This is a genomic window from Devosia sp. YR412 (assembly GCF_900110945.1).
Taxonomy (GTDB): domain Bacteria; phylum Pseudomonadota; class Alphaproteobacteria; order Rhizobiales; family Devosiaceae; genus Devosia.
The window spans coordinates 932,597-948,315 of record NZ_FOFL01000002.1 but is presented as its reverse complement, the minus strand read 5'-3'; the positions used below and the strand labels follow the sequence as shown (position 1 = coordinate 948,315).

Genomic DNA, 15,719 nt, shown 5'->3' with positions numbered 1-15,719 from the left:
TCCCCGCAAGGGGGAGGGTGAACGCAGCGCAAGTGGAGGCATTGATGTCATCGCGATCAATAAACGAGAAGCTGCTGGCGCTGGGCAAGGAGATGGCTGCAGCGGCTGACGCCATGGATTTCGAGAAGGCCACGGCGCTGCGCAATGAGATGGCGCGGATCAAGGGCGAGGCGCCGATTGCGCCGGGGGATGCCGATACGGTGACCGTCAGCCAGCCGCCGCCAGGGGCGATGGGGCTGGGCACACAGGTGCCGGTGCGGCAGCCGCCCAAGGGCTGGGTGAAGCCGAAGAAGCCGGATTTGATGACCAATGTGAAGGGGCGAAAGTAGTCAGTAGTGACTGCGGCATTGTGCGATTTCGAGGCGGTCTTCGGCGATGCGATAGACCAGTCGGTGTTCCTCGTCGATCCGGCGAGACCACCAACCCGCCAACTGGTGCTTGAGCGCTTCGGGCTTGCCGGAGCCCCCAAATGGGGTTCGCTGGCATTCCTTGATCAGCGTGTTTACCTTCTTGAGGATGCGCTTGTCGGCCGTCTGCCAGTGGATGTAGTCCTCCCATGCGTCAGGCATGAAAGTGATCTTCATTCCTCGATCAGCTCGCGCTCTTCTCCCTTGCCGCTATCGGCATCGCGGATGGCCCGGAGCAGACGCTCGGCATTTTTGGGGCTGCTCAGCAAATAGGCTGTCTCGTCCCAGTCGCCGGCTTTATCTAGCGGAACAACCAATACAGGCCTCTTACCGCCCGTCCGAGTGACGATCAGCGGCTCACCCTGCGCCACGGCTTCGATGTCCGCAGCGATATCCTTGCGAAAGGCGGAAATGGACTTGGCGCGCATGGAAATCTCCTTGTATTTTTATGTACGATTTTTTGTACAAAAAATCAACTAGATTCCCCCGCCTTGTCCAGTCGCTCGTCGGCAAGCTTCTTTATCTCCTTCAACTCGGCAATCGTTGTTTGCAGATCGACCAGTTGTGCTTCGAGCGAGGCCAGGCGTTCGTCGACCTTTGCGGTGAGCAGGTTGACCTGCTGGCTGCGGTTGGCGTCGTAGAGGCTGAGGTAGTCGGAGATGTCGCGGAGGGAGAAGCCGAGGCGTTTGCCGCGAAGGATGAGGATCAGCCGGGCGCGGTCGCGGCGGCGGAAGACGCGGGTGGCGCCGACGCGTTCGGGGGCGAGCAGGCCCTTGGCTTCGTAGAAGCGGATGGCGCGGGTCGAGATGCCGAATTCCTTGGCGAGGTCGGCTATGGCGAAGAGGTCGCGATTGTCGGGGACGGAGCGGTTCACTTTGGGGCTCTTGTTTGCGCGTATTCCTCGCGCAGTTCCTTCTTGGACAGCTTGCCGATCAGGGTTTTCGGCAGGGCATCCTTGAAAATGATGTGCTTGGGCATTTCGATCTTGTTGAGGCGCTCGGCGAGGAAGTGCTTGAGCGCTTCCTCGGTGACGGCGTGGCCGGCGCGTAGCTTGACATAGGCCACTGGAGCTTCGCCGCGATAGTCGTCGGGCACGCCGATGACATTGGTTTCCTCGACGGCCTCATGGGTCATCAGCGCTTCCTCGATGGTGCGGGGATAGACGTTGAAGCCCGAGCAGATGATCAGGTCCTTGATGCGATCGACGAGGAAGACATAGCCGTCTTCGTCCATATGGCCGACGTCGCCGGTGCGCAGCCAGCCGTCCATGAAGGCGTCTTTGGTGGCTTCGGGATTATCGAAATACCCGGGCATGACCTGGGGCCCCTTGACCTGCAGCTCGCCGTCTTCGCCGATCCCCACCACCTTGCCGCTATCGACATGGACGAAGCGGATATCGGTGCCGGGGAGGGGCAGGCCGATGGACATGGGCTTTGAGGGTTTGCGCAGGGCGGCGCAGCAGACTACGGGGGAGGCTTCGGTGAGACCATAGCCTTCGGCGAGCAGGGCTTTCGACTTTTTATCGAAGGCGTGTCGCACTTCGTCGGGCAGGGCGGCGCCGCCGGAAATGCAGACTTCGAGGCTGGCCAATTGATCGGGCGTGACATTTTCGGCGCGGGCGATGGCGTTGAGCAGCGTGGGCACGGCGGGCAGCACATTGGCCTTGGTGCGGGCCAAAAGATTGAGCAGTGCCTTGAGCTCGAAGCGGGGCAGCATGACGACGCGGGTGCCGTTGGAGAGCGGCGTGTTCATGCAGACGGTCATGGCGAAGATGTGAAAGAAGGGCAGGACCGCCACCACGGTCGAGCGCGGCAGGAAGAGGCCGTCGCCCCAGGCGTTGATCTGGCTCATATTGGCCGAGATATTGGCATGGGTGAGCAGGGCCCCCTTGGGAATGCCGGTGGTGCCGCCGGTATATTGCTGGACGGCGATATCCTTATTGGCGTCGATCACCACGGCTTCTGGTGTGTCGTTGCGGGCGATCATGTCGTCGAAATGGGTGATGCGGTCGCGGATCGGCGAGGCGCCGAGCTTGGCCAGATCCTTGCGCTTGGCGACGGAGAACAGCACCTTCTTAAGCAGCGGCAGGGCATTGGGGAAGTGGCAGACGACCACGGACTTGATGTGGCCGGCTTCGACCAGCTTTTCGGCCTTGTCGTAGATCTGGGCCAGATCGAGCGTGATCATCACATCGGCGCCGGCATTGCTGGTGATGTGGCTGAGCTCGTGGACCGTATAGAGCGGATTGCAATTGACCACGATGCCGCCGGCCCGCAGCACGCCGTAATAGGCGATGGGGTAGAAGGGCGTGTTGGGCAGCATGATGGCGACCCTGGAGCCCTTTTTCACGCCGAACTGGCGCTGCAGCGCGCCGGCAAAGGCGGTGATCTTTTTGGCGAGCTCGCCGAAGCTGGTAGTGTGGCCGAGGAAGTCGAGCGCGGTAGCGGAGGGATTTTTGGCACAGGCCGCCAGCACCTGTTCATGCACCGGGCGGGTGTCGATCGGCGTGTCCCATTTGATGCCTTCTGGATAGCTGGCGATCCAGGGGCGAAGCGGGGCGGCGGTGCTCGTCGTCGTGGCCATGAATTCCTCCGGGTGCCGTGTTCGGCAGATGGGCTTTAGCGCCCTTTGTAGGCAGGAATATTTCACGGGCTTACGTTAGCGTCAAATGGCTGACCGAACTTTTGGTCGGGACGTGCGTTGAACGACCGGGCGCAACTTCTCGCCTCCGAGTCGACGTAATGGGCGCTCAGTTGACGTATAGGTAAACCTTGCTACACTGGCTTCAACAACAAGGGCTGCCTGTGTCATGATCCGCGCAGTGCAGGCCCGAAAGACAGGCCGGACGATTCGGCGGCTGGCCTGACGTTCTGGGATCGCGTTGCTCGCCCTTGGTGGTCGAGTGACCTGGAGGGCACTGCCGTGATTTTTGCGCTTATCGCACTCAGCCTCGCCGTCTTCGCCACGCTGGCCATGCGGGAGAGCCCGCTGTGGCACTGGGGTGTCGGCCTGGTGGCGATCGGGCTGGTGTCCGGACTGAGCTTTCCCGATGGCGGCGTTGCCTATGGCCTGGGTGGGGGCAGCTGGTTCCTGATTGTCCTGGGCGCGATTTTTCTGGCGCTGAGCCTTGAGGCCATTCGCAAGCCGCTGCTGATCACGCCGATCTACAAGGGCGTCAAATCCATCCTGCCCAAGGTGAGCCGTACCGAGCAGGAAGCGCTGGATGCCGGGACCGTCGGCTGGGATGCCGAGCTGTTTTCGGGCCGGCCGGATTGGAGCAAGCTGACCTCCATTCGCCCGCTGACGCTGACTGCGGAGGAGCAGGCGTTTCTCGACAACCAGACCAATGTCGCCTGTTCGATGATCGACGACTGGGACATTCGCAACAATCGCGCCGACCTCTCGCCCGAGCTCTGGCAGTATTTCAAGGATGAGGGTTTCCTCGGCATGCTGATTGCCAAGGAGCATGGCGGCCTCGGCTTTTCGGCGCAGGCGCAGTCGATGATCGTCTCCAAGATCGCCAGCCGTTCGGTGGCGGCGGGGATTACGGTGATGGTGCCCAATTCGCTCGGGCCGGGCGAATTGCTGGAAAAATACGGCACGCATGAACAGAAGGAGAAGTATCTCGGCCGTTTGGCCAAGGGTCTCGAAGTGCCGTGCTTTGCGCTGACCGGCGTGCATTCGGGTTCGGATGCTGGTGGCATGCGCGACATCGGCATTGTCACCAAGGGGACGTGGCAGGGCAAGGAAGTGCTCGGCGTCAAGCTGAGCTTTGACAAGCGCTACATCACGCTGGCGCCGATCGCGACGCTGGTGGGGCTGGCCTTTATTCTCAAGGACCCGGACAACCTATTGGGCCGTGGCGCGGATATCGGCATTACGCTGGCGCTGGTACCGCATGACCATCCGGGCATGGAGATCGGGCGCCGGCATTTCCCGGCGCGGCAGGCTTTCATGAATGGGCCGGTGCGCGGCACGGATGTGTTTGTGCCGATGGATTTCCTGATCGGCGGCACGGATTACGTCGGCCAGGGCTGGCGCATGCTGATGGAGTGTCTCTCAACAGGCCGCGCGATTTCGCTGCCGGCGATCGGGTCGATCTCGATCAAGCAGACTTTGCGGGCGACCTCGGCCTATGCGCGGGTGCGGCGGCAGTTCGGCATTCCGGTCGGCATCATGGAAGGCGTGGCCGAGCCTTTGGGCGAGATGGTCAAGCGCGCCTATACATTCGAGGCGGCACGGCGGCTGACGGCGTCGATGGTCGACGAAGGACAGCGTCCTGCGGTGATCGCGGGGCTGCTGAAATATACTGCCACCGAAGCGATGCGCGACAGCATGGACGATGCCTTCGATATCCACGGTGGCCGCGCCATCCAGGACGGTCCGGGCAATTACCTGTTTGGTGCCTACCAGGCACTGCCGGTGGCTATCACCGTGGAAGGCGCCAATATCCTGACGCGCACGCTGATGACCTTTGCGCAGGGCGTGCTCAGAGCGCATCCCTTCCTGCTCAGGGAAGTGCAGGCGGCGCAGAACAAGGACCGCAAGGCCGGGCTCGATCAGTTTGACGTGGCCTTTGGCGGGCATACGAAATTCATGCTGCGCAATATTGTGGCGAGCCTCTTGCATGGGTTGAGCAATGGGGCGTTTGCTTCGACGCCAAACCATGGGCCGATGGCGCATTGGTATCGCCGGCTGCATCGCTATAGCCAGGCTTTCGCGCTGACGGCGGACTGGACCACGGTGGTGCTGGGCGGGGCGCTCAAGTCCAAGCAGAAGATTTCGGGCCGCATGGCCGATATCCTGGGCGATCTCTACATGATGTCGTCGACGCTGCGGCGCTTCGAGGACGAGGGGCAGATTGCCGAGGATCGCGAACTGGTGGAAGCCATCATGGCGGACCGGGTCGCGTCGATGGAAAAGACCTTTGGCGAGGTGTTCGCCAATTTCCCCAATCCGGTGTTCGCCTGGGCGATGCGGGTGCTGTGCTTCCCGCTGGGTCGGCATGCCCGGCCGGCCAGCGATGCGGTGAACTATCGCTTCGTGCGCGCCGTGCTGCGGCCCGGCGCGTTCCGCGACCGGCTGACCACGGGGACCTACGTGTCGTTCGACCCCGACGATGTGACCGGCGTTTTGGAAGATGCCTTGATCAAGGTGACCGAAGCCGAGGGGATCGAAGCGCGCTTCGTCAAGGCGTCGCGCAAGGGTGTGATTGAACGCCGGCTGGATCGCGATCCGTTTGCCGATGCGGTGGCGGCGGGCGTGCTCAACGACAATGAGGCCGGGATCATGCGGGCAGCCGATGAAGCCACCGAGCGCGTGGTGAAGGTGGATGACTTTGCGCCGGATGCCTTGGCAGCGCCGGCCAAGCATCGCGTTGCAGCGGAATAGGAGCGAAAAATGATCCAGCCGCAAATGCCGGAAACGAAGAACTGGAGCTTTCACCGCGATGTGGAAAAGCTCGGTTGGCTGACCATCAATACGCCGGGGCCGGTCAATACGCTGAGCCGGGAGGCGATCACCGAGCTGGAAGTGCTGGTGACGCGGTTCGAGGCGCTGGCCGAGAGTGGCGAGCTGGTCGGGGTGATCCTGCTGAGTGGCAAGGATAGCGGGTTTATCGCCGGCGCCGATGTCAGCGAATTCGACGCGATGAGTGATTTTTCGGTGCTGCCGGAAGCGCTGAAGCGGACCCATGCGCTGTTTGCGCGGATCGAGAAACTGAAGATCCCGGTGGTGGCCGGCATCCATGGCTTTTGCCTCGGCGGCGGGCTGGAGCTGGCTTTGGCCTGCCACTATCGCGTGGCGGTCAATGACGACAAGACGCGGATCGGTTTCCCGGAAGTTGGCCTGGGGATTTTCCCGGGCTTTGGCGGCACGGGGCGGAGCATCCGCCAGGCGGGGCCGGTCGATGCGATGCAGATCATGCTGACCGGCAAGATGCTGCGCGCTGGTGCGGCGCGGGGATTGAACCTCGTCGACAAGCTGGTGCGGCATCGCGACATGCTGCGCTGGGAAGCGCGCAAGGCAGTGTTGCAGAAGCGGAAATCCACCGAGGCAGGATTCCTCAAGCGCGTCATGGCGATGGGGCCGCTGCGCGGCTATGTGGCCGGCAAGATGAAGGAACAGGCGGGCAAGAAGGCGCGGGTGGAGCATTACCCGGCGCCCTATGCACTGATCGAGCTGTTCGAAGCGCATGGCAATGACTGGAAGGCGATGATCGCCGGCGAGGTCGATGCCTTCGTGCCGCTGATGGGCAGCGATACGGCGACCAATCTGCGCCGGGTGTTCTTTGCCTCGGAAGCTTTGAAGAAGCAGGGCACCAAGGGCGTCAAATTTGCCCGGGTGCATGTGATCGGCGCCGGGGTGATGGGCGGGGATATTGCCGCCTGGTGCGCGCTCAAGGGGATGAGCGTGACGCTGCAGGATCTCGACATGGAGCGGATCCAGCCGGCGCTGGATCGCGGCAAGAAGCTGTTCAAGAAGCGGCTGCGCAAAAAGCATGAGGTAGATGCGGCCGTGCTGCGGCTCGAGGCCGATCCGAATGGCAAGGGAGTCTCGCGGGCCGATGTGATCATCGAGGCGGTGGTGGAAAAGCTCGAGGTCAAGCAATCGATCTTTTCGGGCCTTGAAGACCGGCTGAAGCCTGGGGCGATCCTCGCCACCAATACGTCGTCGATCGAGCTCGAACGGATTGCCGAAAAGCTGAAACAGCCGGAGCGGCTGATCGGGCTGCATTTCTTCAATCCGGTGGCGCAGTTGCCGCTGGTAGAGGTCATTCGCTCGACGTTCAATACCGATGCCGAGATCGGCAAGGGCGCGGCGTTTGCGCTGGCCATTGGCAAGTCGCCGGTGGTGGTCAAGTCGGCGCCGGGGTTCCTCGTGAACCGGGTGCTGATGCCCTACATGCTGGGCGCGGTGCAGCGGGTCGAGGCCGGCGAAAGCAAGGAAATGCTCGACGCAGCGGCCGTGGCCTTCGGCATGCCGATGGGGCCGATCGAGCTGATGGATACGGTCGGGCTCGACGTTGGCAAGTCGGTAGCGACCGAGCTCGGGCATGGTGTGCCGGAGGGGAGCCAGTTCGACCGGCTGGTCAAAGAGGGCAAGCTGGGTCGCAAGACCGGCGAAGGCTTCTACAAATGGGTGGATGGCAAGGCGCAGAAGGGCGAGGTGCCGGCGCATGGCGACCTGGCCGGGCTGGGCCGCGAGCTGGTGAAGCCTTTAGTCGATATGACCGAAGTGGTGCTGGCCGAGGGCGTGGTTGCCAATGAGGGACTGGCCGATATCGGCGTGATCATGGGAACGGGCTTTGCGCCTTTCCTCGGTGGTCCGCTCAAGGCGCGTAAGGATGGAAAGGCATAAAATGGCCGAACTTCGCAGAGTTGCAATCGTCGGTTCGGCGCGCATTCCGTTTGCGCGGGGCAATACGGCCTATGTGGAAGAGACCAATCTGTCGCTGCTGGGCACGGTGCTGGCCGGTCTGGCGGATAAGTATGGGCTGAAGGGCCAGAAGGTCGATGAGGTTATTGCCGGGGCGGTGATCGGGCATTCGCGCGATTTCAACCTGGCGCGCGAGGCGACGCTCGATGCCGGCTATTCGCCGCGCACGCCGGGCACGACGCTGCAGATTGCCTGCGGCACGAGTCTGCAGGCGGCTCTGGTGCTAGCGGCCAAGATTGCTTCGGGCGAGATCGACAGCGGCATTGCAGCAGGGTCGGATACGGTCAGCGATAGCCCGATCGTCTTCGGCAACAAGTTCCAGCATCGGCTGCTCGATGTGAACAAGGCGCGCTCGACGGGCGAGAAGTTCAAGGCGTTCAAGGGCTTTTCCTTTGGCGAGCTGACGCCGGTGGCGCCGTCGGTCAATGAGCCGCGCACGGGGCTGTCGATGGGCCAGCATTGCGAGCTGATGGCGCGCGAATGGGGGATTACGCGCGAGGCGCAGGATGCGCTGGCGGTGGCGAGCCATCGCAATGCGGCGAAGGCCTATGACGAGGGCTTCCACGATGACCTGCTGGTGCAATGCGCCGGGCTGGTGCGGGATAATAATGTGCGCGCCGACGCCAATGTCGAGAAGATGGCGACGCTGAAGCCTGCTTTCGACAAGGCGAGCGGGCAGGGCACGCTGACGGCGGGCAATTCGACGCCGCTGACCGATGGCGCCTCGGCGGTGCTGCTGGCGAGCGAGGAATGGGCGAAGGAACGCGGGCTGCCGATCCTTGCCTATCTCACCACCGGGCGGGTAGCCGGCAATGATTTTGCGCATGGCGAAGGCTTGCTGATGGCACCGACCATTGCGGTGAGCGAAATGCTGGCGCGGCAGAAGCTGACGTTCGACGACATCGATTATTTCGAACTGCACGAGGCCTTTGCGGCGCAGGTGCTGTGCACGCTCAAGGCCTGGGACGATGCGGACTACTGCAAGACGGTGCTAGGCCGCGATGCGGTGCTGGGGCCGGTCGATCCCGCGAAGATCAATGTGAAGGGCTCGAGTCTTGCCTATGGGCACCCATTTGCTGCGACCGGTGCGCGCATTCTGGGGCTGACGGCCAAACTGCTCTCGACGGAGCCGGGAAAACGCGCTTTGCTGAGCGTCTGCACGGCGGGTGGACAGGGTGTCGCCGCCATAGTCGAAAGCGCCGCATGAGTGAGAATGTCGTCAAGTTCCGCCGCCCGGAAAAGAAGCCCGAGCCGCCGGTGAAAAAGCCGCGCGGACCACTGCCTGGCTGGGTGCCGTGGGTGGGTCTGGTGGCGCTGGCGGTGGTGCTCTATGGCGTGCAACAGGGCGGCTGGCTGGGCGGCTAGATTCTTGAACAATGCCAGAAACATGGCCGTTTCTGGCCAATGCAACGATGCAGGGCGTACGGGTTTACCTGTCGTCACACTATGTTAACATTTTCCCCAGCCTTGACGCTTAGGTCAATGTTTTGCTTGTCAGTGGACGGAAAGCCGTAATACCGTCCAGCCATCTTGACCGGACGGTCAAAAGCTTCCGGCCACAAGACCATTCAATCCGCGGCGACATGACCGTGGGACTAAGACAAATCGGGAAATTTCCACAAGGAGATGGGACGCCAATGAAACTCACGCAAACCCTGACTGCGGTCGCGACCGCCGGCATGCTGAGCCTGCTGATGAGCAGCGCCGCCTCCGCCGTGACGCTCAACATGATGAACGGTTCCGAGCCCGGCTCGATCGACCCACACCAGGCATCGGGCGACTGGGAAAACCGCATCATCGGCGATTACCTCGAAGGCCTGATGGCTGAAGACGCCAATGCCGAGGCCATTCCCGGCCAGGCCGAAAGCTACGAGATTTCCGAGGACGGGCTCGTCTATACGTTCAAGCTGCGTGACGGCGTGCAGTGGTCGGACGGCACCCCGGTGACGGCCGGCGACTTCGTGTTTGCTTTCCAGCGCCTGTTCAACCCGGCGACCGCGTCGGACTATGCCTACCTGCAGTTCCCGATCAAGAATGGTTCGGAAATCGCCGAGGGCGCGATCACCGATTTCAACGAGCTGGGCGTCAAGGCAATCGACGACAAGACGGTGGAAATCACCCTCGAAGGCCCGACACCGTTCTTCCTGCAGGCGCTGACCCACTACACTGCCTATCCCGTGCCAAAGCATGTGATCGACAAGGTGGGTGACCAGTGGACGCAGGTCGGCAATATCGTGTCGAACGGCCCCTACACCCCGACCGAATGGACCCCGGGCAGCTACATCAAGTCGGTCAAGTCCGAGACCTACTGGGATGCCGCCAATGTCCAGATCGACGAAGTCAACTACTTCGTGCAGGACGACCTGGCTGCTGCCCTGTCGCGCTACCGCGCCGGCGAATATGACATCCTCGTCGATATTCCATCCGACCAGGCGGAGTGGATCAAGACCAACCTGCCGGGCCAGGATTATTTCGCGCCGTTCCTCGGCGTCTACTACTATGTGATCAACCAGGAAAAGCAGCCCTTCGACAATGTCGAGGTCCGCAAGGCCCTGTCCATGGCGATCAATCGTGACGTGATCGGTCCCGACGTGCTGGGCACCGGCGAAGTGCCGGCCTATGGCTGGGTGCCCCCCGGTACCGCCAATTATGAAGGCGTCGAGCCCTACCAGCCCGAATGGATCGGCCTCTCCTATGAAGAGCGCGTAGCCGAAGCCAAGACCATTATGGAAGGCCTCGGTTACACCGCCTCCTCGCCGCTGACCCTGCAGCTCAAGTACAATACCAACGACAACCACCAGCGCATCGCCGTGGCAATTGCCTCGATGTGGGAACAGATCGGCGTCAAGGCCGAGCTGTTCAACTCGGAAACCGCAGTGCACTACGACGCCCTGCGCGCCGGTGACTTCGAGGTTGGTCGTGCCGGCTGGCTGCTCGACTACTCGGATCCGTCCAACACGCTCGACCTGCTCCGCCAGGGCATTGCGCAGGACGGCGCCACCAACTGGGGCAATAACTACGGCCGCTATTCGAACGACGAGTTCGAAGCCCTGGTCGATCAGGCAACCACCGAGCAGGATCTGGCCGCCCGTGCCAAGCTGCTGGGCGATGCCGAAAAGATCGCCATGGATGAAGTCGGCGCGATCCCGATCTACTGGTACATTGCCCAGAACGTCGTCTCGCCCAAGGTCACCGGCTTTGTGAGCAACGCTTCGGACATCCATCGTACCCGCTGGCTCTCGAAGTCCGAGTAAGCCTAGTCCATTGCGCGGCGTCGCCCCTTTGGGAGGGCGGCGCCGCTTTGTATTTTCCACCGGACGGCGCCTGACGCAGCGACGCGGTGGACTTGAAAGGTCCGGACCCCATGTTTGGATATGTATCGCGGCGCGTGCTGTCGGCCATCCCGATCGCGCTGATTGCCGTTACCGCATGTTTCTTTATTCTCCGCCTCGCACCGGGCGGCCCGTTTGACGGGGAACGCGCGCTGCCACCGGTGACGCTGGCCAATCTGCGCGCCCACTACAATCTCGACCTGCCGCTGATCCAGCAATATTTCCTCTACGTCGGAAGGCTGCTGCAGGGCGATTTCGGACCCTCGATGGTCTATAACGACTTTACCGTCGCCCAGATGCTGTGGATCGGCCTGCCGTTCACGCTGATGCTGGGCTTTTCCGCCTTCATCATCGGCACGATTGTCGGCCTCGTGGCTGGTGCGCTGAGCGCGGTCAACCAGAACAAGCTGCCGGACTATATCCTCGTCATGCTGGTGATGGTGGGCCTTGTCGTTCCCAACTTCCTGATGGCGGCAGTGCTGCAGCTGGTGTTTGGCGTCTATCTCGACTGGTTCCCGGCCGGTGGCTGGCAGAACGGCTCGATCGCCCATCTGGTGCTGCCGGTAACGGTTCTGGTCCTGCCGCATGCGGGGCGCACGGCGCGGCTGATGCGTGGCTCGATGATCGAGGTGCTGGGCACCAACTATATCCGCACCGCCAAGGCCAAGGGCCTGGGGCAGCGGTTGATCCTGGCGCGGCATGCGATCAAGCCGGCATTGCTGCCGGTGGTGTCCTATCTCGGACCGGGCCTGTCGTATCTTTTGACCGGATCGCTGATCGTCGAGCAGGTGTTCGCCCTGCCGGGGATCGGCAAGTATTTCATCAGCGCCGCGCTCAACCGGGACTACGGTCTCGTGCTGGGCACCACCATTTTGTACATGTTCATCATCCTGGCCGTGAACCTTCTGGTTGACATCATCTATGCCTGGCTTGACCCCAAGGTGAGGTACCACTGATGGCCGGATTGACTGGCAAGGACGCGGTTCTTACCGAATACGCCAAGAAGCTTGAAACGCTGGACGCGCCCAAGGGCCGTTCGCTGACGCAGGACGCAACGCGCCGCCTGGTCCGCAATACGGCCGCCGTGATCTCGATCGGCGTGGTGATTGCCATCGTGCTGTTCGCCTTCGTGGGGCCGTATTTTCTGCCCTGGACCTATGACAAGATCGACTGGAGCGGCATTCGCAAGCCGCCAAACTTCGAGGCCGGGCACTTTGCCGGCACCGACCAGAATGGCCGCGACATGCTGGCCCGCATCATGCAGGGCACGCAGATGAGCCTGATCGTGGCCGGCGTCGCGACGTTGGTCTCGGTGATCATCGGCGTGGTCTATGGCGCGATCGCCGGCTATTTTGGCGGCAAGGTCGACGCGGTGATGATGCGCTTCGTCGATATCATGTATGCGCTGCCCTATATCCTGTTCGTCATCATCCTGGTGGTGATCTTCGGGCGCAATCCGGTGCTGCTGTTCGTGGGCATCGGGTGTCTGGAATGGCTGACCATGGCCCGTATCGTGCGCGGGCAGACGCTGTCGATCAAGGAACGCGAGTTCGTCGAGGCGGCGCGGGCCAGCGGCGCCTCGTCCTGGGCGATCATCTTCCGGCACATCGTGCCGAACCTGACCGGCCCCGTGGTGATCTATGCCACGCTGACCGTGCCGGAGATCATCCTGACCGAGAGCTTCCTTTCCTATCTCGGCCTCGGCGTGCAGGAGCCGCAGACCTCGCTCGGTACGCTGATTTCCTTTGGTGCGCCGGTAGCGGAAACGCTGCCCTGGATGTTGATCGGACCTGCCGTGGTGCTGGTGAGCCTGCTGCTCTGCCTCACCTATATCGGCGACGGCCTGCGCGATGCGCTCGACCCCAAGGATCGGTAGGACACCATGGCCCTTCTAGAAGTCAAAAACCTAAAGGTCGATTTTGCGACCAATGACGGCGTGGTGCACGCCGTGCGCGACCTGAGCTATTCGCTGGAAAAGGGTGGCACGCTGGCCATCGTGGGCGAAAGCGGCTCCGGCAAGACACAGGGCGCCTTTGCCCTGCTGGGCCTGCTGCCGCGCAATGGCACGGCCTCCGGCTCGGTGATGTTTGACGGCAAGGAAATTCTCAACCTACCGCTCAAGCAGATGAACCAGTATCGCGCCGAGCGGATCGGGATCATCTTCCAGGACCCGATGACCTCGCTGAACCCGTATCTCCGCATCTCGCGGCAGATGACCGAAGTGCTGGAGCATCACCGGGGCATGAGCCACAGTGCAGCGCTGGCGGAAAGCGTGCGGTTTCTCGATGCCGTGCGGATTCCGGACGCCAAAAACCGCGTACATATGTATCCGCATGAATTCTCGGGCGGCATGCGGCAGCGCGTGATGATCGCCATGGCGCTTTTGTGCCAGCCGGAGCTTTTGATCGCGGACGAACCGACCACGGCACTGGACGTGACCGTGCAGGCCGAGATCATCGACCTTTTGGTCGACCTGCAGGAGGATTTCGGCACGGCCATTATCCTGATCACCCATGACTTGGGGATTGTCGCCGGGACCTGCGAGGACACGCTGGTGATGTTCGGCGGCAAGGTGATGGAGCATCGCAAGACGCTCGACCTGTTCGCCAATCCGCAGCATCCCTATACGCAGGGGCTGATGGCGGCGATCCCGCGGCTGGACCAGAAAGTCGACCGGCTGTCCACCGTCTCCTATGAATTCATGGTCGGGGAGCGCCAGGCATGAGCGAAACACTCAACACCAGCACGCGCGAACCGATTCTGCAGGTTCGGGATATTTCAGTCGAGTTTTCCATTCCCGCCGGTGGGCTGTTCGCGGGCCGCAAGATCTTGCGGGCGGTCAAGAATGTATCCTTCGACCTCTATCAGGGCGAGACGCTGGGGATTGTCGGCGAAAGCGGCTGTGGCAAGTCCACGCTGTCGCGCGCGGTGATCCGCATGCTGGAAGCCACCTCGGGTGAATCGCTATGGATGGGCAAGGACATCCGCAAGATGAGCGTCAAGGAACTGGTGGCGCTGCGCAAGGATGTGCAGATGATCTTCCAGGATCCGCTGGCCTCGCTCAATCCGCGCATGACCTGTGGTGCCATCATCGCCGAGCCGCTGCTGATCCATTATCCGGAAGTCAGCAAGACGGAGCGCATGGCGCGGGTCATTGCCATGATGGAAAAGGTGGGCCTGACCGCCGACATGATCAACAAGTACCCGCACGAGTTCTCGGGCGGGCAGTGCCAGCGTATCGGTATTGCGCGGGCGCTGATCACCAACCCCAAGATGATCGTCTGCGACGAGGCGGTTTCGGCACTGGACGTGTCGGTGCGGGCGCAGGTGATCAACCTGTTGATGGACCTGCAGAAGGAACTCGGCATTTCGCTACTGTTCATCAGCCATGATATCGCCGTGGTGCGCCACATCGCCCAGCGGGTGATGGTGCTGTATTTTGGCGAAGTGGTGGAGATCGGCGATGCCGAGCAGGTGGTGATGAACCCGCAGCACGACTACACCAAGAAGCTGATCGCCTCGGTGCCGGTGCCTGATCCAAAGGTGGAAATGGAACGGCGGGAATTGCGGCGGCGGCTGCGGAGAGAAGCGGCTGGGAAGGCTGCGGCGTAAAATGGAAAGGCCCGCTTTGGCGGGCCTTTTGTTTTTGGTGGGCGGCCGTGTCGGGACCTAACCAACCTTGCTTTCCTTGACCGCTTCGCGCCGTTCCTCGCCCACATCCACGACCTTCCGCCTACGGTCGGGGCCTTTGTATTCGCCGGCTTCGATGAAGCCGCGGGGGTTGTTTTCGATGCTGGTGAGGCGGGTCTGCAGGTGGTTGGCGGCGAAGGGCTTGCGCAGGAATTCGGTGACGCCGGCGTCGCGGGCATCGGCGATGCGCTTGGCATCGGGGGCCGAGCTCATCATGATGATGGGGATGTGGCGGTTCTGGCAATCGAGGCAGGCGCGCAGCTTTTTGGTGAGGGCCACGCCATCCATGCCGTCGAGAGCATCGTCGATGATCAGCACATCGAAGGCGCGGCGCTTGAGCTCGGCCATGGTCTTGGCGGCGTCATAGGCTTCGCGGATGTCCTTGCGGCCGAGACTGCGCAGCATGACGCCAACGAGCGAGGCCATGTGGGGGGAGTGATCGGCGACCAGGACGCCGTGCTTGGTGATTTCCTCGTTTGCCATAAGGGTATGCCGCCTACACTACTACGAGCGTGCATGGTAACCTGCGTTTCGATACAGCCCGTTAATCGGCTTGTTGCAATGCCGTCACATGAAAGCGTTGGTAAGGGCATTTTCGCTGCGCTGGCGCGTTGACAGGGCAAAGCCTTTTCCCTATGTATGCGCCCAGTTTCCGGGCGCCTAGGCGCCTCTTTTGTTTGACTTAAGGATTGACCGATGAAAGTCCGTAACTCGCTGAAGGCGCTGATGACTCGCCACCGCGCGAACAAGCTCGTCCGCCGTCGCGGCCGGGTTTACATCATCAACAAGGTAGACAAGCGCTTCAAGGCCCGTCAGGGCTAAGTTGCTTTCGTACCAATGATTTACAAAGCCC

Annotated in this window: 16 protein-coding genes; 11 read left to right on the top strand and 5 right to left on the bottom strand. The window is 62.0% G+C overall.

All coding sequences use genetic code 11. From position 1 onward, the window contains the following. The first annotated feature begins 44 nt into the window (after window positions 1-44). Window positions 45-329 carry a UvrB/UvrC motif-containing protein gene (locus BM045_RS10935; RefSeq protein WP_210185004.1) on the top strand — a complete coding sequence of 95 codons (285 nt, stop codon included), beginning with the start codon at window positions 45-47 and terminating at the stop codon, window positions 327-329. Here BM045_RS10935 and BM045_RS10930 read toward each other — a convergent pair whose 3' ends face one another. From BM045_RS10930 to BM045_RS10915, 4 genes are read right to left on the bottom strand one after another with little or no spacing between them, the layout of a single operon-like run. Then, entirely contained in the window at window positions 330-584 is a 255-nt protein-coding gene (locus BM045_RS10930; RefSeq protein WP_092183036.1) for a Txe/YoeB family addiction module toxin, read from the bottom strand. Then, window positions 581-835, bottom strand: coding sequence for a type II toxin-antitoxin system Phd/YefM family antitoxin (locus BM045_RS10925; RefSeq protein WP_092183034.1), 255 nt, complete (start codon window positions 833-835; stop codon window positions 581-583). Before BM045_RS10925 ends, BM045_RS10930 begins: the two co-directional genes overlap by 4 nt. Before the next feature lie 44 nt (window positions 836-879). Continuing rightward, window positions 880-1,281: a MerR family DNA-binding protein gene (locus BM045_RS10920; RefSeq protein WP_092183032.1), complete on the bottom strand. Its 402-nt coding sequence runs from the start codon at window positions 1,279-1,281 to the stop codon at window positions 880-882. Beyond that, complete coding sequence (locus BM045_RS10915) at window positions 1,278-2,990, bottom strand: long-chain-fatty-acid--CoA ligase (protein ID WP_092183030.1); 1,713 nt, start codon at window positions 2,988-2,990, stop codon at window positions 1,278-1,280. The genes BM045_RS10920 and BM045_RS10915 overlap by 4 nt, the downstream gene beginning before the upstream one ends. A gap of 339 nt (window positions 2,991-3,329) precedes the next feature. On the opposite strand from BM045_RS10915, the gene BM045_RS10910 reads away from it, so the two are divergent. The 9 genes from BM045_RS10910 to BM045_RS10875 all read left to right on the top strand — a co-directional run bounded on the left by BM045_RS10910 (window position 3,330) and on the right by BM045_RS10875 (window position 14,788). Continuing rightward, the gene (locus tag BM045_RS10910) at window positions 3,330-5,798 is read left to right on the top strand and encodes an acyl-CoA dehydrogenase (protein ID WP_092183028.1); all 2,469 of its coding nucleotides are present in this window, start codon (window positions 3,330-3,332) and stop codon (window positions 5,796-5,798) included. Between the two features lie 9 nt (window positions 5,799-5,807). Further along, entirely contained in the window at window positions 5,808-7,766 is a 1,959-nt protein-coding gene (locus BM045_RS10905; RefSeq protein WP_092183026.1) for a 3-hydroxyacyl-CoA dehydrogenase NAD-binding domain-containing protein, read from the top strand. A gap of 1 nt (window position 7,767) precedes the next feature. After that, on the top strand, window positions 7,768-9,051 hold the full coding sequence (locus tag BM045_RS10900; RefSeq protein WP_092183024.1) for an acetyl-CoA C-acetyltransferase: 1,284 nt from the start codon (window positions 7,768-7,770) through the stop codon (window positions 9,049-9,051). Next, window positions 9,048-9,209 (top strand): hypothetical protein, encoded by a 162-nt coding sequence (locus tag BM045_RS18900; protein ID WP_170848466.1) that lies wholly within the window; start codon window positions 9,048-9,050, stop codon window positions 9,207-9,209. The genes BM045_RS10900 and BM045_RS18900 overlap by 4 nt, the downstream gene beginning before the upstream one ends. Before the next feature lie 272 nt (window positions 9,210-9,481). Beyond that, window positions 9,482-11,098, top strand: coding sequence for a peptide ABC transporter substrate-binding protein (locus BM045_RS10895; protein WP_092183022.1), 1,617 nt, complete (start codon window positions 9,482-9,484; stop codon window positions 11,096-11,098). Window positions 11,099-11,208: 110 nt separating this feature from the next. Beyond that, entirely contained in the window at window positions 11,209-12,132 is a 924-nt protein-coding gene (locus BM045_RS10890; protein WP_092183020.1) for an ABC transporter permease subunit, read from the top strand. Further along, entirely contained in the window at window positions 12,132-13,052 is a 921-nt protein-coding gene (locus BM045_RS10885; RefSeq protein ID WP_092183019.1) for an ABC transporter permease, read from the top strand. Before BM045_RS10890 ends, BM045_RS10885 begins: the two co-directional genes overlap by 1 nt. Before the next feature lie 6 nt (window positions 13,053-13,058). Continuing rightward, window positions 13,059-13,901 carry an ATP-binding cassette domain-containing protein gene (locus tag BM045_RS10880; RefSeq protein WP_092183017.1) on the top strand — a complete coding sequence of 281 codons (843 nt, stop codon included), beginning with the start codon at window positions 13,059-13,061 and terminating at the stop codon, window positions 13,899-13,901. After that, window positions 13,898-14,788 (top strand): ABC transporter ATP-binding protein, encoded by an 891-nt coding sequence (locus BM045_RS10875; RefSeq protein WP_092183015.1) that lies wholly within the window; start codon window positions 13,898-13,900, stop codon window positions 14,786-14,788. Before BM045_RS10880 ends, BM045_RS10875 begins: the two co-directional genes overlap by 4 nt. A 57-nt stretch (window positions 14,789-14,845) precedes the next feature. Here BM045_RS10875 and BM045_RS10870 read toward each other — a convergent pair whose 3' ends face one another. Further along, window positions 14,846-15,349, bottom strand: a complete 504-nt coding sequence (locus tag BM045_RS10870; protein WP_092183013.1) for a response regulator — start codon at window positions 15,347-15,349, stop codon at window positions 14,846-14,848. A gap of 213 nt (window positions 15,350-15,562) precedes the next feature. On the opposite strand from BM045_RS10870, the gene ykgO reads away from it, so the two are divergent. Further along, window positions 15,563-15,688 carry a type B 50S ribosomal protein L36 gene (ykgO, locus tag BM045_RS10865; RefSeq protein ID WP_046139985.1) on the top strand — a complete coding sequence of 42 codons (126 nt, stop codon included), beginning with the start codon at window positions 15,563-15,565 and terminating at the stop codon, window positions 15,686-15,688. Window positions 15,689-15,719: the final 31 nt, after the last annotated feature.

Coding starts and splice junctions, on each gene's coding strand:
- ykgO (WP_046139985.1), top strand. CDS start 15,563: ATGAAAGTCCGTAACTCGCTGAAGGCGCTGATGACTCGCCACCGCGCG.
- BM045_RS10930 (WP_092183036.1), bottom strand. CDS start 584: ATGAAGATCACTTTCATGCCTGACGCATGGGAGGACTACATCCACTGG.
- BM045_RS10905 (WP_092183026.1), top strand. CDS start 5,808: ATGATCCAGCCGCAAATGCCGGAAACGAAGAACTGGAGCTTTCACCGC.
- BM045_RS10890 (WP_092183020.1), top strand. CDS start 11,209: ATGTTTGGATATGTATCGCGGCGCGTGCTGTCGGCCATCCCGATCGCG.
- BM045_RS10935 (WP_210185004.1), top strand. CDS start 45: ATGTCATCGCGATCAATAAACGAGAAGCTGCTGGCGCTGGGCAAGGAG.
- BM045_RS10925 (WP_092183034.1), bottom strand. CDS start 835: ATGCGCGCCAAGTCCATTTCCGCCTTTCGCAAGGATATCGCTGCGGAC.
- BM045_RS10870 (WP_092183013.1), bottom strand. CDS start 15,349: ATGGCAAACGAGGAAATCACCAAGCACGGCGTCCTGGTCGCCGATCAC.
- BM045_RS10880 (WP_092183017.1), top strand. CDS start 13,059: ATGGCCCTTCTAGAAGTCAAAAACCTAAAGGTCGATTTTGCGACCAAT.
- BM045_RS10895 (WP_092183022.1), top strand. CDS start 9,482: ATGAAACTCACGCAAACCCTGACTGCGGTCGCGACCGCCGGCATGCTG.
- BM045_RS18900 (WP_170848466.1), top strand. CDS start 9,048: ATGAGTGAGAATGTCGTCAAGTTCCGCCGCCCGGAAAAGAAGCCCGAG.
- BM045_RS10915 (WP_092183030.1), bottom strand. CDS start 2,990: ATGGCCACGACGACGAGCACCGCCGCCCCGCTTCGCCCCTGGATCGCC.
- BM045_RS10885 (WP_092183019.1), top strand. CDS start 12,132: ATGGCCGGATTGACTGGCAAGGACGCGGTTCTTACCGAATACGCCAAG.
- BM045_RS10875 (WP_092183015.1), top strand. CDS start 13,898: ATGAGCGAAACACTCAACACCAGCACGCGCGAACCGATTCTGCAGGTT.
- BM045_RS10900 (WP_092183024.1), top strand. CDS start 7,768: ATGGCCGAACTTCGCAGAGTTGCAATCGTCGGTTCGGCGCGCATTCCG.